At 36.3% G+C, this 24,151-nt stretch carries 25 protein-coding genes; 8 read left to right on the top strand and 17 right to left on the bottom strand.

Annotated elements, in window-relative coordinates:
* Positions 1-64 precede the first annotated feature (64 nt).
* Positions 65-742 (bottom strand): NAD(P)H-dependent oxidoreductase, encoded by a 678-nt coding sequence (locus LT143_RS11545; protein ID WP_246943426.1) that lies wholly within the window; start codon positions 740-742, stop codon positions 65-67.
* 310 nt (positions 743-1,052) lie between these two features.
* On the opposite strand from LT143_RS11545, the gene LT143_RS11540 reads away from it, so the two are divergent.
* Positions 1,053-1,484, top strand: a complete 432-nt coding sequence (locus LT143_RS11540; protein WP_246943151.1) for a DUF4395 domain-containing protein — start codon at positions 1,053-1,055, stop codon at positions 1,482-1,484.
* A gap of 465 nt (positions 1,485-1,949) precedes the next feature.
* Here LT143_RS11540 and LT143_RS11535 read toward each other — a convergent pair whose 3' ends face one another.
* The gene (locus tag LT143_RS11535; protein WP_246943150.1) at positions 1,950-3,149 is read right to left on the bottom strand and encodes a S8 family peptidase; all 1,200 of its coding nucleotides are present in this window, start codon (positions 3,147-3,149) and stop codon (positions 1,950-1,952) included.
* A 309-nt stretch (positions 3,150-3,458) separates the two neighbouring features.
* Here LT143_RS11535 and LT143_RS11530 point away from each other — a divergent pair, with 309 nt between their 5' ends.
* From LT143_RS11530 to LT143_RS11520, 3 genes are all read left to right on the top strand, one after another.
* Complete coding sequence (locus tag LT143_RS11530; protein WP_246943149.1) at positions 3,459-3,596, top strand: hypothetical protein; 138 nt, start codon at positions 3,459-3,461, stop codon at positions 3,594-3,596.
* Between the two features lie 14 nt (positions 3,597-3,610).
* Positions 3,611-3,769, top strand: coding sequence for a Fur-regulated basic protein FbpA (fbpA, locus tag LT143_RS11525; protein ID WP_246943148.1), 159 nt, complete (start codon positions 3,611-3,613; stop codon positions 3,767-3,769).
* Positions 3,770-3,933: 164 nt separating this feature from the next.
* Positions 3,934-4,239, top strand: coding sequence for a MerR family transcriptional regulator (locus LT143_RS11520; protein ID WP_246943147.1), 306 nt, complete (start codon positions 3,934-3,936; stop codon positions 4,237-4,239).
* A 47-nt stretch (positions 4,240-4,286) separates the two neighbouring features.
* On the opposite strand, the gene LT143_RS11515 is transcribed toward LT143_RS11520, so the two are convergent.
* Complete coding sequence (locus tag LT143_RS11515) at positions 4,287-4,664, bottom strand: VOC family protein (RefSeq protein ID WP_336296603.1); 378 nt, start codon at positions 4,662-4,664, stop codon at positions 4,287-4,289.
* 204 nt (positions 4,665-4,868) lie between these two features.
* On the opposite strand from LT143_RS11515, the gene LT143_RS11510 reads away from it, so the two are divergent.
* Positions 4,869-5,771, top strand: coding sequence for a DMT family transporter (locus tag LT143_RS11510; protein WP_246943145.1), 903 nt, complete (start codon positions 4,869-4,871; stop codon positions 5,769-5,771).
* A 312-nt stretch (positions 5,772-6,083) separates the two neighbouring features.
* Here the strand turns inward: LT143_RS11510 and LT143_RS11505 are convergent, their stop codons facing one another.
* On the bottom strand, positions 6,084-6,839 hold the full coding sequence (locus tag LT143_RS11505) for an exodeoxyribonuclease III (protein WP_246943144.1): 756 nt from the start codon (positions 6,837-6,839) through the stop codon (positions 6,084-6,086).
* Between the two features lie 292 nt (positions 6,840-7,131).
* Between LT143_RS11505 and LT143_RS11500 the strand changes: the two genes are divergently transcribed.
* The gene (locus tag LT143_RS11500; RefSeq protein ID WP_246943143.1) at positions 7,132-8,061 is read left to right on the top strand and encodes a DMT family transporter; all 930 of its coding nucleotides are present in this window, start codon (positions 7,132-7,134) and stop codon (positions 8,059-8,061) included.
* 22 nt (positions 8,062-8,083) lie between these two features.
* On the top strand, positions 8,084-9,022 hold the full coding sequence (locus LT143_RS11495; RefSeq protein ID WP_246943141.1) for a phosphotransferase enzyme family protein: 939 nt from the start codon (positions 8,084-8,086) through the stop codon (positions 9,020-9,022).
* 23 nt (positions 9,023-9,045) lie between these two features.
* Here LT143_RS11495 and LT143_RS11490 read toward each other — a convergent pair whose 3' ends face one another.
* From LT143_RS11490 to LT143_RS11440, 11 genes are all read right to left on the bottom strand, one after another.
* A complete protein-coding gene (locus tag LT143_RS11490; protein WP_246943139.1) occupies positions 9,046-9,822 on the bottom strand; it encodes a TatD family hydrolase in 777 nt (258 codons plus the stop codon).
* A 153-nt stretch (positions 9,823-9,975) separates the two neighbouring features.
* Entirely contained in the window at positions 9,976-11,241 is a 1,266-nt protein-coding gene (locus LT143_RS11485) for a metal-dependent hydrolase family protein (RefSeq protein WP_246943137.1), read from the bottom strand.
* 23 nt (positions 11,242-11,264) lie between these two features.
* Positions 11,265-12,704, bottom strand: coding sequence for a M20 family metallopeptidase (locus tag LT143_RS11480; protein ID WP_246943136.1), 1,440 nt, complete (start codon positions 12,702-12,704; stop codon positions 11,265-11,267).
* The gene (locus LT143_RS11475; protein ID WP_246943134.1) at positions 12,704-13,552 is read right to left on the bottom strand and encodes an alpha/beta fold hydrolase; all 849 of its coding nucleotides are present in this window, start codon (positions 13,550-13,552) and stop codon (positions 12,704-12,706) included. Before LT143_RS11475 ends, LT143_RS11480 begins: the two co-directional genes overlap by 1 nt.
* A gap of 122 nt (positions 13,553-13,674) precedes the next feature.
* Positions 13,675-15,336 carry an ABC transporter substrate-binding protein gene (locus LT143_RS11470; RefSeq protein WP_246943133.1) on the bottom strand — a complete coding sequence of 554 codons (1,662 nt, stop codon included), beginning with the start codon at positions 15,334-15,336 and terminating at the stop codon, positions 13,675-13,677.
* 46 nt (positions 15,337-15,382) lie between these two features.
* Positions 15,383-16,303: an oligopeptide ABC transporter permease gene (gene opp4C, locus LT143_RS11465; protein ID WP_246943132.1), complete on the bottom strand. Its 921-nt coding sequence runs from the start codon at positions 16,301-16,303 to the stop codon at positions 15,383-15,385.
* Between the two features lie 15 nt (positions 16,304-16,318).
* Entirely contained in the window at positions 16,319-17,269 is a 951-nt protein-coding gene (locus tag LT143_RS11460; protein WP_246943130.1) for an ABC transporter permease, read from the bottom strand.
* A 24-nt stretch (positions 17,270-17,293) separates the two neighbouring features.
* Positions 17,294-18,304, bottom strand: a complete 1,011-nt coding sequence (locus LT143_RS11455; RefSeq protein WP_246943129.1) for an ABC transporter ATP-binding protein — start codon at positions 18,302-18,304, stop codon at positions 17,294-17,296.
* A complete protein-coding gene (locus LT143_RS11450; protein ID WP_246943128.1) occupies positions 18,301-19,314 on the bottom strand; it encodes an ABC transporter ATP-binding protein in 1,014 nt (337 codons plus the stop codon). The genes LT143_RS11455 and LT143_RS11450 overlap by 4 nt, the downstream gene beginning before the upstream one ends.
* A gap of 31 nt (positions 19,315-19,345) precedes the next feature.
* Positions 19,346-20,560 carry a M20 family metallopeptidase gene (locus LT143_RS11445; protein WP_246943126.1) on the bottom strand — a complete coding sequence of 405 codons (1,215 nt, stop codon included), beginning with the start codon at positions 20,558-20,560 and terminating at the stop codon, positions 19,346-19,348.
* Positions 20,561-20,605: 45 nt separating this feature from the next.
* On the bottom strand, positions 20,606-21,052 hold the full coding sequence (locus tag LT143_RS11440; protein ID WP_246943125.1) for an Lrp/AsnC family transcriptional regulator: 447 nt from the start codon (positions 21,050-21,052) through the stop codon (positions 20,606-20,608).
* A 316-nt stretch (positions 21,053-21,368) separates the two neighbouring features.
* On the opposite strand from LT143_RS11440, the gene LT143_RS11435 reads away from it, so the two are divergent.
* Positions 21,369-22,775 carry a hypothetical protein gene (locus LT143_RS11435; RefSeq protein ID WP_246943124.1) on the top strand — a complete coding sequence of 469 codons (1,407 nt, stop codon included), beginning with the start codon at positions 21,369-21,371 and terminating at the stop codon, positions 22,773-22,775.
* A 169-nt stretch (positions 22,776-22,944) separates the two neighbouring features.
* Here the strand turns inward: LT143_RS11435 and LT143_RS11430 are convergent, their stop codons facing one another.
* A complete protein-coding gene (locus LT143_RS11430) occupies positions 22,945-23,364 on the bottom strand; it encodes a universal stress protein (protein ID WP_246943123.1) in 420 nt (139 codons plus the stop codon).
* Between the two features lie 107 nt (positions 23,365-23,471).
* Positions 23,472-23,966, bottom strand: coding sequence for a DinB family protein (locus LT143_RS11425; protein WP_246943122.1), 495 nt, complete (start codon positions 23,964-23,966; stop codon positions 23,472-23,474).
* Positions 23,967-24,151 lie beyond the last annotated feature (185 nt).

The following is a 24,151-nucleotide window of genomic DNA, read 5'->3' as shown; positions in this document are numbered from 1 at the left end:
CTTTTTTATATGGACGTAAAAAAAGCCTTGTTTAAAGGCTTTTGGATTGTCATTCAATCTATATTTATTTTATCCACTTAATGACGTCTTCGAACGGACGTCTAATTTTAGGGTTGGGTTCAATTACACGGTAACCAAAAGCGACCATTACGGAGATACTAAAATTACCGTCGTTTAGTAACCCTTCTTCTTGAAGCAAGTTATTCATTTTCTCAATATCAAATCCTTCGATCGGACATGAATCAATCCCTATTTGCGCAGCTGCCGTCATCATATTCCCTAATGCAATGTAGGTTTGTCTTGAAGCCCATTCATAAAGTAACCGCTCATCATCTAGTAGATTAAAATCTGATTTTTGAAACTCCTCAATTCGTTGTAAGTATTTTTCCATATGGTCCTTTGGAAGTTTTTTTACATTTTGCAAATGATCTCTTAAATAAGGCGAATCGTATTTGGTATCCTGCTTGGTTCTTGCTAATAGAACAACAAAATGACTAGCTTCCGGTAGTTTACCCGTTGCTCCCCATGATGTGTTCTTTATTCTCTCTCTGACTTTCTCATTTTGAATAACAAGAAATCTCCAAGGCTCTAGACCAAAGGAACTCGGTGAAAGATGTGCGATTTCTAGAATAAACTGAAAATCCTCTTCAGGGATTTTTTTATCGGGATCAAATTGCTTTGTTGCATGTCTAAAATGATATGCTTTAATAATCTCTCTTTTTAATTCCTCTTTATCACGCATAGTCATGACCATCACTCCTTATTAATTTTCACTAATTAAAATAGCATAAATATACAATGTACAAATAACAATAAGACTTCTACACATATTTAGAGTTACCTACTTTTAAAAATTGATGTTTGCAGGCAAGTTATTATGAGATGCTTGTTTAGTAATAAGAATAAAATTAAAACGCTGTAAAGTCCTCAATCTATAGGCTCTTTTCTTCTATATTTATTTTAATCCTTTACATTAACTAAACAAATTACTTCCCAACTCGATAAATAAAACGTAAAATACAAATATTACGATAGGAAAGGTTGGAATTAAAATGAGCAAGAAATACAGCTCAATTCCCAGACCGTTAGTTAGGTCAAATCAATGGTTTATTGTCATATCCGTTCTGCTCGCTCTTTTTAGTGGAAAGGTATTTATTTTGCTTTTTCCTCTGTTTGCAGGTCTTTTGGGGGTAATACTAAATTTCAATCCGGTTATGCGATTTGCGAAATTATTTTTAAAGAAGGATTATTCTGAGTATATCCCTGAGGATTCTGAACAACAACAGTTTAACCAGTGGATTGCTATAATATTTCTAACGACCGCTCTCGTTAGTTATTACTTAAACTGGATACAACTTTATTATCTCTTTTCTGTCCTTGTCGCATTAGCTGCCTTTATTGCCATACTCGGCTTTTGTATAGGATGCTATATTCGTTTTCAGTTTGTAAGATATCGTCACAAAAGAAAGCTAAGAAAAGTTTAAAAGTCGTTTCAAACGGCTTTTTTTATGGCTTTGTTAAGGCATGTTTAGAGAACGTGCTACTTAAACCGGGAACACCAGACGATATAATTCACACTCAGATGAGGTTTGAGCAGATATAAACATATATGGTTTCGTATAGACTGTCGCTTTCGTAAATATCCCAAAAAGCCGGATTTTTACTAGTTTTTAGAAAAAGATGCTTGTAAAGTAACAAAGTATTAGAATGGCTTTTTTCGTAAAGATTGTAGCTTTCGTAAAAATTCCAATAGCCGGATTTTTACTCGGTAGTACAGCGTCCAGTACTTTATATTGAGAGAGTTACTCTTCTCTAACAATGATCACTTTGATTTTACGTACAAGAAAAGGTGGGCTTTAGAAATATTAACTTGAAAAGCAATAAAGTTTTAGAAAAGAGCCTATTTAAAAAAGGCCGGTAAAGTCCGGCCTTTTCATGTATTTATAAGGTTAGTATCTTACAGCATCATTCGAATTAATTCTTCCATATGTTGAATACGTACCAGTTCCAGATACTGAATCAGCTGTTAACTCAATTGCTTGGCGAACCTGAACATTAGAGCGTCCTTGACCCTTTAAGAGTGCAGCGAGACCTGCAACATATGGAGATGCCATTGAAGTTCCAGACATATAAACATATCGGTTGCCTGGATACGTTGCGGCAATATCCACTCCCGGAGCAACAACATCTACCCATGTACCATAGTTAGAGAAAGAGGCTTTTCGATTCAAGCTGTCAACTGCTCCAACTGCAATAACATTTGTGTAAGAAGCAGGCTCAAAAGTTGTGCTCACTCCATCATTTCCCGCTGCTGCAACAAGAACTACCCCTTTGTTCCAAGCATAGTTAACCGCATTTTGGAGAGTGGTAGTTGAACAATCACAACCAAGTGACAAGTTTATAACCTCAGCACCAGCATCTGCTGCATAACGAATACCATCCGCAATATCCGTTACAGAACCACTTCCATTTGCGTCTAGTACACGAACTGCTAAGATTCTTGTGTTTGGAGCTGTACCTGCAATACCAGTAGCATTATTCGTTTCCGCTGCCGCTATACCAGCAACGTGTGTTCCGTGCCCGTTAAGATCCATTGGATTATAATCATTATCAACAAAATCATAGCCTTTTATGGTCTTACCATCTAGATCTGGATGTGTATAATCGACACCCGTATCAATAATAGCAATCTCTTGGCTACTGCTACCTTTAGTTACATCCCATGCTAAATTTGTATAGGTATTCTTAATACCATATTGGTAGTTATTATAATAAGTATCATTCGGTGTCCATGTTGTTGTAAATATATAATTTGGTTCCACATATTCTATATTCGGATTTTTTTCTAGATGTTTAATTGCTTTTTCAACATCCTTCACCTTTAGTACTTTAAAATCAGATTTAACTACTCCATCATGTAGGACTTCACCATCTACACTTTGAACAATGCTGGCCTCGTCTGATACCACTACTTTGTCTTTAAATTTAACAATAACTTCTCCACTTTTGTATCTTTTTTTATCCTCTTTTACCTGCTGAACCGGAATTCGTTCAGGATCTTTTTCCTTCGCACTAACAGATGAGCTTACTAGCGGAGAGAGAACAAGAGAAAGTGCCAGTGACATCGTAATCATTTTGTTGATTTTCATAACATCCATCCTCCTTATTCTTTTATCACTGTTAATGTATTTGAATAAGAGAATTTAGATGATTGGGAAAATCACAAAATAAAAAGTGCATTACACTGCTTTTTTATGTGTATTTTTCCCAAGTGAAGTACACAAAAAATAATTGTAACTGGTCACGTTTTGTGTTAATTATAGAGCTCCTACGATTTATTGTTAGAAATGCTAACAACTCTAATGAAACTCATAGATTTTTATAATAAGCTGATTTTAATATCTTACCAACAATTAAACAGATATAAAGATATCCAAAAAACAGAGGAGGTATATAAGGTGAATCAGTCAAAAGAATTAATAATTGCAGAAAAGATTATTGAGTTAGATTTAAAACGAGACGAATTATTTGAAGAATTAATGCTACTATTAGGCAGTAAAGCTTATGAGTTATTAAGAACTGTTCAAAATCATTAAGGAGGCCTGTATGAATGACTAAGCTCCTAATCGCCGTAGAAAGAATGAAAAATTATTATGCACAAAAGCTTGTTGATGCCGGTTTTTTACATGCTTCCGAGAGCAATCTTTACTCATACACACTAAAAGAACTAGAAGAAATGATGAAGAAAATAAATAAGCAAAAAAACTAACCATTATTTTGATGGTTAGTTTTTTTGCCCAAAACCACATTCCATGTGAGGTTTTCTAACATAAAGATTGAGAATATATTACAATAGTTAGATAATAAAAGTAACGTTGATTCTAAATTTTGTACTCCTATGTTGGAAACAGAGACTATTAAGAAGGAGGACAAATGTCTTCTTACAAAGATAAGAAAGTCATTACCATTGGGATTGTAAGTGAGTTAACTGGATTATCAGAACGAAAAATTCGTTATTATGAAGAACGGGGCTTAATATTTCCAGAAAGAACGAAGCGAGGTACTAGAGTGTATTCTTTCATGGATGTAGAAATCTTACTGAAAATTGCAGACAAACGCGAAGAAGGAGTCCAAACAGGAGAAATAAAAAAAGATATGATTAATGAGAAAAAGAAAAGCGATGTTAGAAACCAAATGCTCCGCGGCCAACTAAATGCACACTTTAAAATGAGAAAATAGCTTTGAGGACCAGAGCAAGGTCCTCAAAGCTATTTTCATCTTAGTACTTAGGCAAACAAACTCACTAAGTTACCATCTGGATCTACTATTACTGCATACCTCTGCCCCCAAAAAGCATCCCATGGTTCTCTATGTATCTCATAACCATTTTCAACGATCTTGTTATACAGCTTATTTAATTCCTCGGCATTATTACATTTAAATGCTAGTTCTACACGATGTCCAACAGGAGTTAGTAACTCACCATAAACCATCTTTGCTATTTCCACTGTATCAAACGCAAAGCGAACACCGTCTTGCTCAATCTCCACATGCTGTTCCAAATCGGCTTGTAAAGGAATATCAAAACCAAGCGTACGATAAAATTCTAGAGAAATCTTCATATCATTTACAACAATTCCTACCATATCAAGTTTAATACCCACCATACCCCTCCCTCTAAATTACTGTTTGTTTTACAACTTATATAGTAGCATTATTACCCTTCTCAAGATAAAAAGTTACTTTCCTAATAAACACGTCTATTCTAGAAACTTGTTTAGGAAGGTCCTTTCTTTTGTTAGAGAACATAAAATAAATAGTCTGATATAATTGATTATGAACAGAGTCAAAAGTAAAGGGGCTTAAGAATGGGGATTATATTTGCCATTGTTACTGCATTCGCTTTTGCATTTAGTAATATTTTTATTAAAAGGGGTATGGAAACATCTTCAAAAGATAACGGCTTTTTTATGACTGTATTTCTAAATGTACTAATTCTAGGATTGGTCGCCTTATTCTATCGCCTATTTGTGTCACAAGTCTCCATCTCAATTAATGGTGTAATCCTTTTTGGTTTATCAGGAATTTTCACAACATTCTTAGGCAGAATTACCCTGTTTAAGAGCTTTCGGGAAATCGGACCCTCTAGGGGAGCTGCCATAAAAAATAGTGCGCCTTTATTTACTATTCTATTCGCTGTTATTTTCTTGCAAGAAGTGCTCCATCTGTACCCACTAATTGGAGTTTTGTTCGTACTTTTCGGCTTGGGTATCCAAGGTTATTACTTACTTAAACAAGAAAGGTTACCAACCAATCATAAGAGCTCTAATTATAAAAAAGGGTACTTTCTTGCTTTACTTTCTGCATTTGTCTTCGGAATAGGTCAAGCTATAAGAAAGCCAGGCATGCAAGAAATGCCTGATCCATTTTTTGGTGCGTTTATTAGCTCTGTCGTTGCTTTAATCATCATTCTTTTATTTGAGTGGAAGAAAGGCACAGTTGTTAAAACAATTAGAAATCAATATAAAAATAGAAATTATAATTATTATCTTTCAGGTGTGCTAACAAGTGTTGCCATCTTATCTTTTTTTATTGGGATTACATATACCCAAGTATCATACGTCGCTGCAATTGCTGCTGTAGAACCATTATTAACCATTATTTTAAGCAAAATTCTCTTAAGGAATCAGGAAGCAATCACTCGATACACCGTTTATTCAGCATCGGCTGTTTTCTGCGGTGTAATAACAATTATATTATTTAATTCTTGATCGTCGATGGTTATGCCCTACCCAGTATTATTAAACGTCTGAACATACATAAATTATCTTCGAGATGATAAAAAGCCGTACGATTAGAACGGCTTTTTTTGTCATTTACTCAATTGAAACTACTGTTATTTGTTATCTTTATTTTTGTCCTTTTTGCGTAGTAATGAAGTTGAGATAGCACTAAAAAAGTCGCCAAGTATTGAAAAAATAGCTGCCATCATGATCACTCCTTCTTCTTGAAAATAATAGATTATCTCTATAATACGCTATCTTTAGCTATCACCCAAAGCCACAATCTTTACGGATAGAGAATTATAAATCTATTTCTATACAAACTGGACAATGATCGCTTCCTAATATAGATGAATGGATCGATGATTGTTTTAACTTTTCCTTTAATTTTTTAGAGATAATGAAGTAATCAATCCGCCATCCTATATTCTTTTCTCTAACTTGACTCATATATGACCACCAAGTATAGCGCTCTGCTTGATCAGGGTACAAATGCCTAAATGAATCAATAAATCCTGAATCGAGCAGTTTAGTCATTTCACCCCGCTCTTCTTCTGTAAAACCTGAGTTTCCTTTATTCGATTTATGGTTCTTTAAATCAATCTCCTGATGCGCAACATTCAAATCTCCGCAAAGTATAACAGGCTTATTTTGTTCTAATTTTAGTAAGTATGTTCGTAGCTCTACCTCCCACTGGAGTCTAAAAGGCAGCCTTGCCAAGTCTCTTTGAGAGTTAGGCGTATAAACGTTTACCAAGTAAAAATTTTCATATTCGAGGGTAATAATTCTCCCCTCTGATTCATCTTCATGTTCTCCGACTCCATAAGATACAGAGATCGGTTCTATCTTTGTAAAAATGGCAGTTCCCGAATACCCTTTTTTCTCCGCGTAATTCCAGAACTGAGAATACCCCTTTAGTTCTAGGTCAATTTGACCTTCTTGAAGCTTTGTTTCTTGCACACAGAAAATATCCGCATCCATTTCTTGAAAGTACTCAAGAAACCCCTTTTTTACACATGCTCTTAGACCATTTACATTCCATGATACTAACTTCATTTATTAAGACTCCTATTCTAGTTATTTCGTGGTGATTTAACAGTATAATTACAAATCTCTAAAAATTGCTTAAACAGTTAAGTCTGTTTATCTGTGCCAGTGATCCTCAACAATAATAGGGAAACTAGCAATCTATCTAGATCTTACATTAACTATAAGTTATCTATATACAATTCACAAACCTTTAAACAAGAATAGGAAAGAACTACCTTATCAAAATCAATTATTTCGCAAGTCGAAAAAAATGTTACAATACAACTAACAAAAATTTTAAAAGAATGAAGGTATGAAGATGCAAAAAAAACTATGGCTCACATATGTAATGTTAATTGTTGCCACAGCAACATGGGGTAGTGCGTTTATCGCTGGTAAAATTGCTGTACAGAGTTTTGAACCTTCGACGGTTGCATTTTTACGTTTCTTCGGTGCCACTATTCTTCTGTTTCCACTGATGTGGGTGATGGAAAAGAATCCCATTAAACCTTCACTAAAGGACTATGGATTGTTTGTGATCCTTGGACTGACAGGCATTGCTCTTTATAATATTTTCTTTTTCCTAGCAAGTAAGCATGCCCCTGTCATTAAAAGCTCCATCTTTATTGCGTCTAATCCAGTTCTGATTGTCTTATTATCAGGATTATTTTTAAAAGAGAAGATTACCAAAAATAACATAATTGGCATGTTAATTGCCTTAACCGGTGTAGCCATTATTATAACGGAAGGTCACTTCCTTACCCTTATTAAGATAGGGTTTGAGCCAATTGATTTTGTATTAATTGGTGCCGTAATAAGCTGGGCACTTTATAGTGTCATTGGAAAAATTGTATTAAAAAAGTTTAGCTCCATTGTTTCTACGACTTATGCTGTTGCATTTGGAACATTGATGCTGTTCCCTTTTGCAATTTTGGAGACGTCTTGGCAGGATGTTCAAATGGCAAGCCTTGATGCATGGATTGCCATCATCCACATGAGTGTGTTTGTGACAGTTATTTCATTTGTCATGTACTATAACGGTATTAAAGAGGTTGGTGCAGCAAAGGCATCTATCTTTATTAATGTTATGCCCTTATCTGCAGTCATAATGGCAACACTGTTTTTAGGAGAACAGTTTACTTTTGCCCATGGAGTTGGTGCAGCTTTTGTATTGTCAGGAGTATATATAGGAACCAATACGAAGAAATGGTTTATACGTAAGAGAAAACCTCAACACATTGCTAGCTGACAGAAAGAAAGGTACTGATAAATTGAAGGAAAATAGAAAGGAATTAGACCAAGATGTTTTATCAAGTGCCCTGGACTTGTATGGTATTCAATCCGAGACTTTAAAAAATTTGCATGGTAATGAGAGTTTTGTATATTCATACTCTTCGTCTAAAAAGGACTATATCCTAAAAATTATCCATCATCATCACCGATCAACAGAAGAATTACAAGCTGAAGTGGAGTGGCTATATTATCTTCATAAACATAATGTGCGTGTAGCTCTTCCTATACAATCCAAGCATGGGAATTTTGTAGAGAATAACTTTCACTATTCTATTATTTCCTATGAGAAGGCAAGAGGGATAGAAATCCAGACTAGTGAGCTAACCGAAGAACTTATCCAAAACTGGGGTTCAACCATGGGGAGAATGCATCAGGTAGCAAAAAAGTATCAACCCTTAAGTTGTAACGTCCGAAAACATTGGCATGAGAATCAACATCTAACCATGTTTTCCTCTGCTCCATCCTATATTAAAAATAAATTTGAAAGAGTAAGAAGCAAATTAATCCATTTACCAAAAACGACCGATACTTATGGGTTGATTCATTCAGATTTTCATCACAAAAATTTCTTATTAGACAAGTCAAACATTACCGTGATTGACTTTGATGATGCAGAATATAGCTGGTTTATTAATGATATTGCCAAAACGGTCTATAACGAGACTTTTAACTTTGGGGTACCACCAAAGAACCGGAATCAGTTTGCTTACCAATTCTTAGAAAGCTTTATTAAAGGTTATAAAAGAGAAAATAAGCTAGACCCTTATATGATGGAGCATTTCCAAGACTTCTTAGACTTGAGACAATTATTTGTATTTATGAGAAAATATCACGTATCAGAATACAACATCAAAAGATATCATGAAAAAAAGATACAGGTTAATCTTAAGAATGTTGTTAACGATTTAAAAATGTGACCTGCTAACTTTTGTATAGCGGGTCACTTTTTTGCTTTCTTTGCAAGTTGATAACAAGAAGTGGTATTACGATTAAGTTGTTCAATTAAGATATCTTTAGGTTGATCTCTAAGACAAGATAATGCATCAACAATTTCACTTAAAAATAGCGGAGAAGTTTGTTGAGTAAGAAATCTTTCACTAAAACTCCACGGTCCATCAGTTTCAATTAACAACTGACTTAAAGGAACTTTCGTGGCTAATTTCTGATCACGACTCCTATAGCACACTTCTGGAGTAACAGAGATAAAATAACCGGCATTTATAATTTGCTCCACTACAGGTATAGGTGCTTTTAACCAGTGAAAGTGTGCTGAAGTTACTTTACGTTCTCTAAGTAAATCATAAGCTAATTTTGCCTTATCATGAACCGCATGAAGAACAACTGGTAAGTTATATTGGGTTGAGACCTCCAAGCACTCTGATAAAAAGTCGAGATAATGATCTAATGAATGAGGAAGTTGATTTATTGAATAATGTGGTAGTCCTACTTCTCCTACAGCGACAATACGTTTTCTCTCTAGTCTTACTAAAGTCTTCCATTCTTCAATATCAACTGTTGATGGAAGCCGGCGCTCTGGATGAAAGCCGACAGCCGCATGAATAAATTCCGGAAACTTAGATTGTAGTTTAAGTGTACGATATGAAGAAGAGAGGTCAGTTGACACTGCTATCAAACCGCTAACACCTGCTAGCTTCCAGCTATCAATTTGTCGCTCGATGTTTTCGTATTGTTCCAGATGTATATGTGAATCGAACAAACCTATTCCCCCCTTTTGGTCATCAGCTATCTTATATTCATGTGGCTATTATTTATTCTACAACTCTACTAGGTAATCAACTACTCTATTAACAAATAAAAGAAGAGGTTTTGTCATCACAAAACACTCCTCCATAATGCTCCCTATTACTACTTACACAGTAGCTTGAAAAGCAGCTTGTGACTGTTTTAATACCTTCCCACCTTGAATAACCACTCTTATATTCTCCTGATTCTCTAACGACCGGATATCTGTTAGTGGATTTGACTTACAAATTACAATATCAGCAAGCTTTCCTTCTTCTAGCGTACCAACTTTATCCTCCCAGCCCATACATTCTGCAGCCACTTTAGTTGTTGCAACAATGGCTTCCATTGGAGTCATTCCAATTTCAGTCATTAATGCAAGTTCACGTAAATTTGTGCCATGGGCCATAACACCTGCATCTGTACCCATTGCAATTTTGACACCTGCTCTATATGCTTTTGCCATACTTTCTTTATGTGCATCAATAGCTTCCCTCGCTTTTTTTACTCCCCATTCTGGCATTCCTGCTTTTTCAGCAAGTTCTAACACTGAGACTGGTGCTAATAGGGTCGGCACTAAAAAGGTACCATTTTCAAGCATAAGCTCTATACATTCATCATCTAGGTAAATACCATGTTCGATAGAGTGAATTCCTGCTTTAATGGCATTTTTTATTCCTTCTGCCCCTTGGGCGTGAGCCATAACTTTAATACCTCGACGGAAACGTGCTTCTTCGACCATTACTTTTAGTTCTTCGATTGAAAATTGAGTAAACTCTGGATGATCAGTTGGACTTAATACTCCTCCAGTACTATGTACCTTCACCACATCTGCACCTGCACGAAGAACTTCTCTTACTGTTTTACGGACACTCTCCACGCCGTCACAAATTCCATTTGGCATCCCTGGATATTCATCCAGTAATAGTTTTACCGTTTGGCCTGAAGCTGTCCATGAATCACCGTGGCCACCAGTGGTTGTTAAAGCCGTGATGCTAACCTGCATACGCGGGCCAACAATTAAACCTTTTTCAACAGCCTGCTTTACTCCTGCATCCGTACCACCACAATCTCTAACAGAGGTAATACCTGCATTAATTGTATTTTTCATGTAATCAATAGCTTTATAAAAATTATAAGAAAAAGGTGTTGATAGTCTTTGTTCCACTGGTTCATATTCGAGCATCATATGTACATGTGTATCAATAAATCCTGGTAAAATGGTTCCACCTTCTGCATCAATAAACTCTACTTTCCCTCCAAAACTTGGAAGATCTTTCTCGCCGCCTACAAACAAAATTTTCTCACCTTCAAACGCTATTGCAGCATTAACAATTGGTTCTCCACCATTTCCATCTATTAATATTCCGTTTTTTAAAATTGTAACTGACATATGAATCTTCCTCTCTATCATTATTATTTTTGATTTAATGGAGATGGTTTTACATCAAGTGGAATTGGAGATACGTAAGGTACTCCATCTCGTTTCTCCAATAATTCATGCTTCGCATCCTCAATTACTTGTGGTTGTAAAAATAGATCAAGAGCTGTTTTTGCTAAGACTTTCCCTGAATAAAGCATCCCTTTATGTGCGATTGAAGTGGCTCCTTGTGACACAAGCTGCCATGAATGAAAAGGTGTACCAAATATAAAGCAAGGTCCCCAAAACTGAGCAGTAGGCGTGATCCAACTAACATCTCCAACATCGGTTGAACCAAACATGATTTCAGTAGATTCATAATAAGGTAACACTTCACGAAAAAATAATTCATCCTTCATTTGTTCAGGAAGCTCAGTTCTGTATAGTCGTCTTACTTCTGAAATCGTACTTCGCAAGTCATCCTCTGTAATTTTCTCCATCATTTGATTAGCAAACGTCATTTCAGCCTCATCATAAGATGGTTGTGAGAAAAGTGATAAATTTTCTTGCATGAGCTTCCCAATCGTGTGATTTGGTATGTAGTTTGAGCACGCTTTATCAAATTTCATGTTAACTTCTGTTTCCGTCATCATGGCTGCTCCTCTTGCTATTTTTGAAACTCGTTCGAAAATAGCATTCACCTCGTTCAGTTGTGGAGCACGTATTAAGTAAAGCACCTCGGCTTCAGATTGTACAACGTTAGGAGATAAGCCTCCGCTGTTGACAATAGCATAATGGATCCTAGCTTCTGGGATAATATGTTCCCTTAAGTAATTTACTCCTACATTCATGAGTTCCACAGCATCTAAGGCACTACGTCCTAAGTGTGGTGAATTCGCAGCATGTGACGCGGTCCCGGAAAACTTAAAATATACTTGATAGTTTGCAAGTGTAGTAGAAGTAAACATTCCTGTAAAATTGCCAGGATGCCAGGTTAATGCGACATCTACGTCATCAAACAGTCCCTCTCTTACCATGAAGGTTTTTCCAGAACCACCCTCTTCTCCTGGGCAACCATAAAAACGTATAGTTCCATAAAGATTTTGTTCAATCATCATTTTCTTCACTGCAAGAATCGCTGCAAATACTGATGCACCAAATAAATTATGACCGCATCCGTGTCCATTACCATTTTGCAAGATTGATTCTTTGTTGGAGCTTTGCTTCTTTTGACTTAAACCTGAAAGAGCATCATATTCTCCTAGTATTCCAACAACTGGGTTCCCACTACCGAAACTTGCTATAAAGGCCGTCTCAATCCCTCCAACACCACGTTCAACCTGGAAGTCTTCAGCTTCTAGAGCTTGACATAGAAGTTCAGCAGACTGATATTCTTCAAATCTAGTCTCAGCAATTGACCATATTTGATCACTTATTTTGATAAATTGGTCTCTGTTCTCTTCAATAAATCTGTCAATTTCGGTAACTGTTCTCATCAATTCACTTCCTCTTTAGATGTTTCATTGAGAAATTGACGGACATTTGTCAGATACAACTCATTCTCCTCAGCATGCGGAGAATGACCGCTGTTTTCATAGATAATTAGTGTAGAATTTGGGATTTCTGCCGCTATTTCTTGTGAGCATTCTACTGGTGTCACCCAATCATGTCTACCAACCGAAACGAGTACCGGCACGTTAATCTGTTTTAATTTTTCTTTTACATCGTATTTAGGCTGATTTACTTTAAAGGCATAGTTATGAGTTTCATAGTGGTAGAAGATTGAATTGATTCTTTCTTGAATTTTGTCAGGTTCATATTCAACCGTATATAGAGGAAGTAGAGCTCCAAAAATGTCTTTCAAACCCTGATTGGATTCTGTTTCGCCTTTCCAAAGACGCTCTAAAACATCTTCTGTTACTCCAGGTAGATTAGCTTTTAATGCTGTTTCAGTGGATAAATGGTGATAACCTTGATTAGCAGCGGTATCTCTTAATAAAACATGTGTTACATGCTCTTGATAACGTAGTACGTATTCAAGGGATAAAAAGCCTCCATACGATCCCCCGTGAATCATGATTTTATCAACTTTTAAAAGTTTTCTTAGCTCGTCAATATCTGATGTCCACTGTTCGTGAGTATAAGGAGGTTTATCCTCTGATCTTCCAGAACCTCTCATATCTAGAAATATCAGTTTATATTGATCTCCTAATGAGGAAAAAGCACTCAAGTCAGCACGGCAGTCTCCTAAACCTGGTGCTCCATGAATAAAGAATATTGGTTTCCCATCTTCTTTTCCATGTACTTCGTAATATATTTTGCAGTCATTTAATGTAGTGAACACAACTATTCAACTCCTTTTATAGATTAGGCACTATTATTAAGTCCATCGCAATATAGAAAATCATAGATTAATAGAAAAAACGTCGTAGGAACGACGTTTTTTCTCAATTTCAGGAAAAACGATTAGTTTGCTCCACTAACTGCCCATTTTTGTAGGTTGTGGTGCGTACCAAATGTCTTCGGTTTACCAAATTCAACACGCTTATTCACACCAGCAAAATCATGGTCAGAATATAAAGTTAGAACCGGTATCTCTTCAATGATTAACTTTTGTACATCACTGTAGATTGCTTTACGCTTTTCTGGATCTGCTTCTTGCTTACCTTTTAGAAGTAGTTCATCCATTTCAGAACTGCTATACTTCATAAAGTTATAAGTAGCTCCAGTTGTATATACATTTGAAACATCTGGATCAAGCGTTAAAGTGAATCCAATTAATAATAAGTCGAATTCTCCCGCTTTACCTTTTTGCATAATTGTTGGGAAGTCATAGTTTGTAATTTCTGTTTTCACACCGATTTGAGCTAAACTTTGAGCAATAATAGGAGCTGATTGCTCACGTACTTTGTTACCAATTGGAACAACAAGTTCTAATGGTTTACTGAAATCAAATCCAGCATCTTCAAGCATTTTCTTAGCTTCTTCAGGATTATAATCAATCGATCCAACACTCTTATCTAAGAACGGGTTAACAGAAGAATACGGCCCATCAATGTACTCACCATAACCTTTTAATAACTTATCAACTAATACCTGGCGGTCAACTGCCATTGATAAGGCTTTACGAACTTCTGTACTTAAACGTTCATTATTAAACATCATCGTTTGGAAACCAATTGTTGGCTCAATAGAAGTCTCTACATGATCAAAGCCACTTACTGTGTCATAATCTTGAACGGCAATCTTACCAATACCTTTTGATACGTTGAAGTCAAGCTCTCCTGTTTGAAGTTGAGCGACTAAGTTTGGAGCAGGCATAATCTTAATGAATAATTTTTCTAACTCTGGAGTACCACCATGGTAATCTGGATTAGCAACTAGCTCTACATACTGATCTTTTTCATATTTTACAAATTTAAATGTACCATTTGTTACATCCGGATTTTGCATATACGGATGAGTTGAAATCTCTTCAACTGGCACATCACCTAAAATGTGTTTAGGAAGAAGAAGAATATTCAGTCCAAACATTTCCTTCATATAGTTAGGATCAACTGGTACAGCTGTTGTTAATTCAACTGTTTTTTCATCTACAACTTTAACGGAAGATAACTCTGTTTGTCCCTCTGGTAATTTACCATTAGCCTCTAAACCAGCTAACATAGAGATATTAGCACCTTGAGATGTTTCAGACTTAGGGTTCGCAATTAAATTTACCGTAAACGCTAAGTCTTCTGCTGTTACAGGTGTTCCATCGGACCATTTTGCATCTTTGTTAATTTTAACTGTATAGTTCTGGCCATCAGTTGATTCAAATGACTCTGCTAAACGAGGTACAAAGTTTAACGGACCGTCCATTTCTAATAACGTATCTTGGAAAAACTTTTGAATGAACATTGCCGCAACGTCACCCGAGTTAATTGGGTTAAAACCAGTTGGCGGGTTTACTAACCCAATAAACATGGTGCCTGGTTCACCTTCTGTAGTAGTTGCTTCACCTGATTTTCCTTCACCTTCACTAGCGCCTTCACTAGTAGATGGTTCTGAAGTTCCACTACAAGCTGCCAAAAGTAGCAATGATAGAATTGCCATGAAACTAATTAACTTTTGAACTGATTGTTTCATTGATATTCCCCCCATTAATAAATTTGTTCTATATAAGAAGTGTTAACTACTTAAAGCTCTTTGGATCTACTGCATCACGAAGACCATCACCCATAAAGTTAATTGAAATGACAGCTAATACAATCATCAAGCCAGGCGGAAGCCATAACCACGGTTGTTGCGCTAGGACTGTTAACGATTGAGCTTCGGTTAACATATTTCCCCAGCTTGCTGTAGGTGGTTGTACACCCATTCCAAGAAAACTTAGAGATGCTTCCATAATAATTGCAAAAGCAATTCCAAAGGTTGCATTTACAAGTATTGGAGCTAAGGCATTTGGCAAAATGTGATTCAGTAGTATTCTAGGTGTAGAATATCCAAGTGCAACTCCGGCTTTAACGTAATCCATTTCTTTAAGAGATAACACACTTCCCCTGACGATACGTGCAATAGGTGGCCAACCGAGTAAGCCCAAAACCAATATAATATTAAATAAGCTAGGACCCATTACACTTACTAAAACAAGAATAACCATTAAGTAAGGAAATGACATAAATACATCAGTGATACGCATGATGAGCATATCGACCCATCTCCCCATATAACCAGCCATTGCACCTAAAATGGTACCTATTACTACATAGATAGCAACGGCGCCAACACCAACAGAAAGTGAAACACGAGAAGCGTAGATTAAACGACTTAATACATCACGACCTACTTGATCTGTACCAAGTAGATATTCTGCAGATGGCCTTGCTTCAAACTCGTATCCAACCTCATATGGATCCTGAGGAGCAATAAGAGGAGCAAATAAAGCCATTAAGACAAACAAAGTGAACAAAACCAATCCTAATACTGCGAGCTTATGTTTTAAAAACCTTGTCGTAACGACTCTTAAATAACTCTCTTCCTTACCTAAGCCCTCTTGGCTTTTGGTAGCATTAATGACAACTTGAGAATCTGCTTCTAACTTTGGTAATGACATCTATTCCCCCCCCTTTTAGTTGTATTTAATTCGAGGATCTACAACTGAGTATAGTACGTCCGTTATAAGGTTAGAAAATAACACCGTAAATGCAGCTAAAAAGTTCAGGGCCATTAGTGTTGGATAATCACGAGAGCCAATAGATTGGATAGTTAGCTGTCCTAACCCCGGCCATTGGAATATTTGTTCTGTTACGACCGCTCCACCTATTAGAAGTGGAATATCCAAACCAATTACAGTAACAATGGGAATAAGTGCATTTCTAAGAGCATGTTTATTGTTTACTAAGAATTCACGTAGACCCTTTGCCCTTGCCGTTCTTAAATAATCCTGTCCTAAGACCTCTAGCATACTTGAGCGAACATATCGAACCATATTTCCAGCAATTCCTGTACCTAACACGATGGCCGGCAAGATTAAATGCATTAACGTATCTATCACTCCACCGTCAGAACCTAATGTATTCATTCCACCAGTAGGAAAAATTTTAAATACGATGGAGAAAACATAAATGGCTCCTAGACCAAGGAAAAAGTTAGGGATAGAAATTCCTAAAAACGATACTGAGGTTGTCAAGTAATCAACAAATGAATACTGTCTAGTTGCACTAATAATACCGACAGGAATTGCAATTAAGTACGCAATGATGAGGGAAGCTCCCATCAGTAACAGAGTAGGTCCTAATCGATCTGCTATGTTACTCATGACCGGTTCATAAGTGGCATATGAAAAACCAAAATCACCCTGAACCATATTCCCCATCCATCTACCGTATTGCTCCCATAATGGATCATTTAATCCTAGTGCTTCTTTCTTTGCTTCCTTATCCGCTTCAGACATATTGGGGTTTACAAACATATCAACTGGATTACCAGGTGCTAGGTTAATAATAAAGAAGTTGAAGATCGTGACCCCTATTAATACAGGGATTGCAATTAATATTCTTCGTACGATATATTGGAACATGTTTTACCCTCCCCTCAAAAATAATTAATTTAATGGAAAATGACAGGCTACGGAATGAGTAGTACCGGTTAACACTGGCGCCTCCTCCATACATTTGCTCACTGCAAAAGGACATCGGGTATGAAATTTACAACCCTTTGGCGGATTTGCTGGGTTAGGTACATCCCCTTCGATTACCACTCTTTCGCGATTACGCATATGAGGATTAGGAACAGGATACGCACTTAGTAGTCCACTTGTATATGGATGTTTAGGATTTTTAAAGATTTCCTCCGTTGTCGCAATCTCAACGATGTTACCTAAATACATAACAGCAATACGGTCGCTTATATACTTAACTGCCCCAAGACCATGAGCTATGAATAAATAAGTTAAATGAAACTCTTTTTGTAAATCTTTTAATAGATTCAATACTTGCGCCTGGATGGAAACATCTAATGCTGATACCGGTTCATCACATACGATAAGTTTTGGATTTAGAATTAGTGCCCTCGCAATTCCAATCCGCTGGCGCTGTCCACCTGAAAACTCATGAGGGTATCTACTACTATAAGAGCTTGGTAATCCAACAATCTCTAAAATATCAGCTACTTTCTTCTTTACCTCCTCTGGCTTCGCCAGCTTATGAAACAAAAGCGGTTCACTAAGTAAATCTCCAATTCGTTTTCTAGGATTGAGAGAGGAGTATGGATCTTGAAAAATAATTTGCAAGTCCGTTCTAACTTTTCTCATTTCAGAGACAGATAGATTTGTTAGATTTGTTCCTTCAAAAAGAATGTCACCTTCTGTTGGCTTTTCTAACTGGACAATAGCTCTCCCTGTTGTTGACTTCCCACAACCAGATTCACCAACTAATCCAAGTGTTTCCCCAGGGAAAATATCGAATGTAAGGCCATCAACCGCTCTAACATGTCCGACTGTTCTTGAAAATATCCCTTTTGTTATAGGATAATGTTGCTTCAAATTTTTGACTTCTAATAATGGTGCTTTGTTAGTCTTTACTTCTTCCTTTTCTACTACTGGTTGCAAGCTCATACATGGATCTCCTTCCCCTGATGAGTTGTTTTACTTTCTTCTACTAACCAACATCTCACTTTGTGGTTTCCTTCTTGGTCAGTATGAATTAAATCGGGTTGTTCTTGTAAGCATCGCTCTGTTGCAAACTCACAACGAGTATGGAATCTACACCCTGTCGGCATATTTTGCAAACTTGGAACAGCACCTGGAATAGAAACGAGTCTCTCTTCTGCATCATATTCAATATGTGGGATAGAGCCGATCAACCCTTTTGTATAAGGGTGTTTCGGATCATCAAATAATGTGTAAACATCCGCCTCCTCCACAACCTGACCTGCGTACATTACGATTACCCGGTCAGCCATCTCAGCAATTACACCCAAGTCATGTGTAATAAGAACAATGGAGGTGTTAGATTGAGTTCTCAACTTCTTCATTAACTCTAGTATTTGCGCTTGAATGGTTACATCTAGAGCCGTAGTTGGTTCATCAGCGATTAATAGTTTTGGCATACAGGATAAAGCCATCGCAATCATGACACGCTGTCTCATCCCACCTGATAAAGCGTGAGGATATTCATCCATAATGGCTTCTGGTCTTGGGATTCCTACTTTACTAAGCATTTCAATAGCATACGTTTTTGCTTCTTGCTTTCCGAGCTTCATATGTAGACGAATACCTTCTGTCATTTGATTCCCAATAGTAAATACAGGATTTAGAGAGGTCATTGGTTCCTGAAAGATCATTGATATCTCATTTCCTCTAATGCTTCTCATTTCTGACTCCGGGATTTTTGCTATGTCTTTACCATTAAAATTAATAGACCCCTTTTTAACAACTCCATGCTTCCCTAGGAGTCTCATGATTGATAAAGATGTTACACTCTTCCCACAACCAGACTCACCAACAATCCCAATAGTTTCTCCTGGTTTAAGCTGAAAGCTTACCTCTTCTACTGATGTCACCTCTCCTTTTCCTGTCCTAAAAACAGTTTGAAGCTTGTCGACATTCAATAAGTAATCTCCCACTTTAGCCCCCCCTTTACAGTACTTCAATCTATTAAGCTTGTTCTGCCAAAAGCTTCTCCTCATTTGATTCCTGCTCACACAAATAATGGTGTGTGATAGAAAGCAATGCTTTTCCAGCTGTTAACATAGCTCTTTCATCAAAATCAAACTTAGGGTGGTGGTGTGGATAGCAAGCTCCAATTTCCTCGTTACCTGCAGAAGTAAAGAAAAACATTCCTGGCTTATTTTGGATAAAGTATCCAAAATCCTCACTACCCATAATTGGATCTATATTGATTAATTTTTCTTCTCCAACACTCGGTTTCATTACGTTAACAAATATATCTGTTTCTCTGTCATGATTAACGACTGCTGGATAACCTCGTGTGTAAGAAACCTCTGCACTTGCATGAAACGCTGAACAAACATTATCTACTATGTGCTTGATTTCATTTTCGATATGATCTCTTACCTCAGGGTCAAATGTTCTAACTGTCCCTTTAATCTCAGCAGAATCAGCAATGACATTTAGTGCTCCACCCGCATGGAATGCTCCCACCGAAACAACCGCAGGCTTTAGTGGATTAATTTGACGAGAAACAATATGTTGAAGTTGATTAACAACTTGAGTACCAATTGCAATGGCATCAATTGTTTCATGCGGAGAAGCTCCGTGACCACCTTTCCCTTGAACCTTAATAACAAAGGCATCACCAGCAGCCATCATGGCTCCCTTTCGATAGGCATAAACACCATAAGGTACATTCGACATTAAATGTGTACCAAAAACTGCATCAACGCCCTCTAGACATCCATCCTCTACCATTGCAATCGCACCACCTGGAGCTAGTTCCTCTGCATGTTGATGGAGGAGCACTACATTCCCATGGAGAAATTCTCTATTTTCCTGTAATACTTTAGCTACGCCCATTAAAGTTGAAGTGTGACCGTCATGACCACAGGCATGCATGACACCTGGTACTTTAGATTTATAAGCAACGTCTTTTTCATCTTGGATTGGCAGAGCATCGAAGTCTGCGCGTAGAGCAATTGTTTTACCTGGTTTTGCACCTCTAATTATTCCTACAACTCCATTCCCACCAACACCTGTTTTTACTTCAATCCCAAGACTTCTTAAATAATCAGCAATTTTAGTCGGTGTTCTCTGCTCTTGAAAAGATAGCTCCGGATTCATATGGAAATCTCGTCTCCATTCAACCATTTGGTCATAAAGTTCATCTAAACTTACCTTCCAACTATCTAACATATAAAACACATCCTTTTCTGGTTATTTTAAAATCAATGAGTGATTCTAAATATACTGAAATGTATTTTTATACACATTTAACTGTATAATACTATTCATTTCTATAATTCCAGGAATATCTCGTATTCGTTTAAAACTACTAGACAGGTCATCTTGAGATGGCACTGCGATTTGAGTCATTATTTGATATTTACCAGATGTAGTTGTGATAAATCTGACTTCTCGTAGATTTCGCAAACCCTCTATTACTTGCTCTAGCGCCATTAACTCCACCATCAACTCAATAATTGCTCCAGCCTTTACTCCAATCGCAGTTGGATTCACCACTCCTACAACTTGGAGAATCTCATGATCAATTAGATTTTTATATCTACTTCTAATTGTTTTCTCAGTAACATTTAACTGTGTTGCTATTTCTGTAAATGACATTCTTCCATCTTTTGATAGGCACCTAATTATTCCCCTATCCAATTCATCAATTTGCCCATTCATGGCCATTACCTCCTTTCGTCTAGAAGGCGTCATTCTTGGTTGTATTTCGTATCATATGTATCGTGTCTTCTCACAAATTAGTAAAATAGCTGGAAAAATTTACTGTAAAATGAAACTATTGTTAGTAATATAAAACAGAAAACTATAAAAATCAATTAATTTTTTAGAAAATTTATAATATTTACTAATTTATATTTATACATAATTCGACATAAACAACTTGTAAGCGTCACCATTATATTAAATGGTTAAACTGAGGTTTTTATTTCAGGAAAATATTTCAATTCGTGGTAAACTAATAAAGTAGCTTAGTTAAGTGGGAATAATAAAGGAGGGAAATAAAATTAAAAGAATCGTTAAAAAACTTCCTCAACTGTTAGGCATCCTTTGCTATGTAACGACTATTTTATATGTCGTCTCCAATTTCTTTCAAAGTGTATTCATCAATTATGCATACAGTATCTTAGGAGGCATCTTACTCTTTTTTTCATTTTTTTATATTTCTACAATAAACCGTATTGTCATAACAACATTATTAGTAGTTGGAGGTCTATGTTTTAAGTATTCTAACGTTACTTTCTTTGAAGCTTTAATAGGATTTGGAGAAAATATGAATCTGCTTTCATTATTCTTGCTGATCCCGTTAATTGGTACGTTTATGTCTTCTGCTGGCTACTTATCTGCATTAAAGGGAAAAGTACAGCAACGAGAAGCAACGGGAGTAACTCATCCTTATCGGCTTAGTTATTTCTTAACAGCAATGACTGGGATCATTTTAAACTATGGTGCCATAGCGATTGTAAAAAAGATATCTAATGAAAGTTTCTCCACCTATCATGATCAGAAATTAAGTTTAAATATTATGAGAGCGTTCGGTTTTTGTATGCTTTGGTCACCTTATTTTGTAAATATTGGTCTAATTCTTGTTTTATTTGACTTGTCATGGTTCGATATTGGGGGATATGGGTTTTTCTTGGCTATTATTTATTTGCTGCTTTCATGGCTCTTTTTTTATAGAATTACTTTTACTGATGACCCCATTTTAGGAAAAAAATCATACACTAAAGATCGATTATCTCAAGAATCCTTAAAACCATTTTTCTTTTTTTGTACTGTGTTAATCTGCTTATCTTTTATTCTTGACTATTTCTTAGCTGTAAACATGCTTACAGTAGTTACATTACTTTCAATTACTCTACCGTTTATTTGGGCGGGGTTCACTGGCGTTTTTAAGTCCTACACGCAAGACGTCGCTGAGCAGATTAAGCATTCCTTTGTTCGCTTAAAAAACGAGTTAGCAGTCTTTGTAAGTGCTGGATTTTTTGGTCTGTCACTGTCTTACACAGATATTGGATTGCATATTTCTAGTTTTTTGTTTAAAGCTTCCTTTGGTTCTATTTATCTATTAAGTATTTTCATTGTTGTTTTGACCATCCTATTGTCTCAAATTGGTATGCATCCTGTGATCATTGTCATTGGGATTGGTAGCGCACTTTCACCTCATAAATTTGGGGTCAGTGCAGAGTATATGGCTATGATTCTTCTGATTGCATGGACAACTGCCACTCAAATGTCTCCTTTTTCAGGACAGGTGTTAATGACTTCACGTCTAGTTAACCTTTCACCTAGTATAATTATAAGACAGAATGCAATGTTTGCAGCCAGTCTTGCCGGTTTATTAACTACCATTACATATGCCATACTTGTGCTTGGTTGGATATAGAATATTACTATAAAAAGACTCTTTTCTAAACGATAATTACGGCATTTATCGTTAAAAGTGAGCTTGACTTTATATAGTAGATCTGAAAAGCAACAAAGTTTTAGAAAAGAGCCTAAAAAAAGATGAAAAACCATAATGGGCTTTTCATCTTTTTTATGTTTCGTCTCCCTTATTTTACAATTAAGACCGGACAGTTTACTCTCTTTGCGACTTTATGACTGACACTTCCTAACACAAACTCTTGTAAACGATTTAATCCCCTACTTCCGATTACCACCAAATCAAATCGATTAGTATTAGCATATTCCACAATAGTTGGTCCTGCATCCCCATGAAGAATTTCCACTTGGAATGTAACGCCTGAGTGTTGTGCTGCCAACTCAATTTCTTTTATTCTTGCTTTTCTACTGCCAAGAACATCTAGAGAGTTCCAGTTTGTTAATACCTCTGACTTTGCTTTTCCTGGATCAATGACGTAAACAATTACAACACGTGAATCTGGTGTACAGCTAGCAAGATGAAATGCATGTTCGCCTGCACGTTTAGAATGCTCTGAACCATCAGCTGAAAGCAATATTTTCTTATACACTTGATTTCCCTCCTTAGACTTATTTACAATACTAAACCATTCACTTTAAATCTAAGATGAGAGATAGCCTTTCATCCAAACACTCATAGTCAATACCCCCGCTATTACTAACTGATCATTTTTAAGTGTTGTTTAATTTCTTCAATTTGTTCCAAGTGGCGTGCTTCATGATATCCAATAAATTCAACCCATTGCTTTAAACTTAACAAACCAAAGATGGGATGCTGAAATGATTTTTGCTCTAATATTTCATCGCTTACTTGTTCTTTAAGTGCTACTAACGAAATTCGAGATTCTATAAGTTTTTGATGTATGTCTTCAAATGATAAGAATTGACTGGATGGTTCAAGGACGGAAGGAGCCTTCACCTTTGTAGACCGATTTACTGTATAATGAATAGGCTTTTTTTCAGTGGTTGTACTAGAAGGGTTCTTCAACTCTTTTGTAATGGATTGAACCACCAGGCGTTCAATTAAATAGAGATGTTCCAAGTTTTCCATAATAGACCAGGTTCCCTCTCCAACTCGCTTATTTAACTGTTCATCCGTGAATCCGCTTACACTCTTAAGCAATCTTTCTCTAATTCGATGAATCTCTTGCATTTATTCTCCCCCTTAACTCATATATTTTTCTAAATTATACCAGAAAACTCACTTATAACTGCAACTTTCTTTTTGACCCACTTTACAATAACAGTATAATGGAAAAATTTTATATTTATGGAACAATCATTGAAATATAATGTCGAACTTGATTATTTATTAGCCAAATATGGCCTTTTATTGGT

It is taken from the genome of Bacillus pinisoli (genome assembly GCF_023036475.1).
Taxonomy (GTDB): Bacteria; Bacillota; Bacilli; order Bacillales; family SA4; genus Bacillus_BS; species Bacillus_BS pinisoli.
The sequence above is the reverse complement of the archived record's forward strand: the minus strand, read 5'-3'. Positions and strand labels throughout refer to the sequence as shown.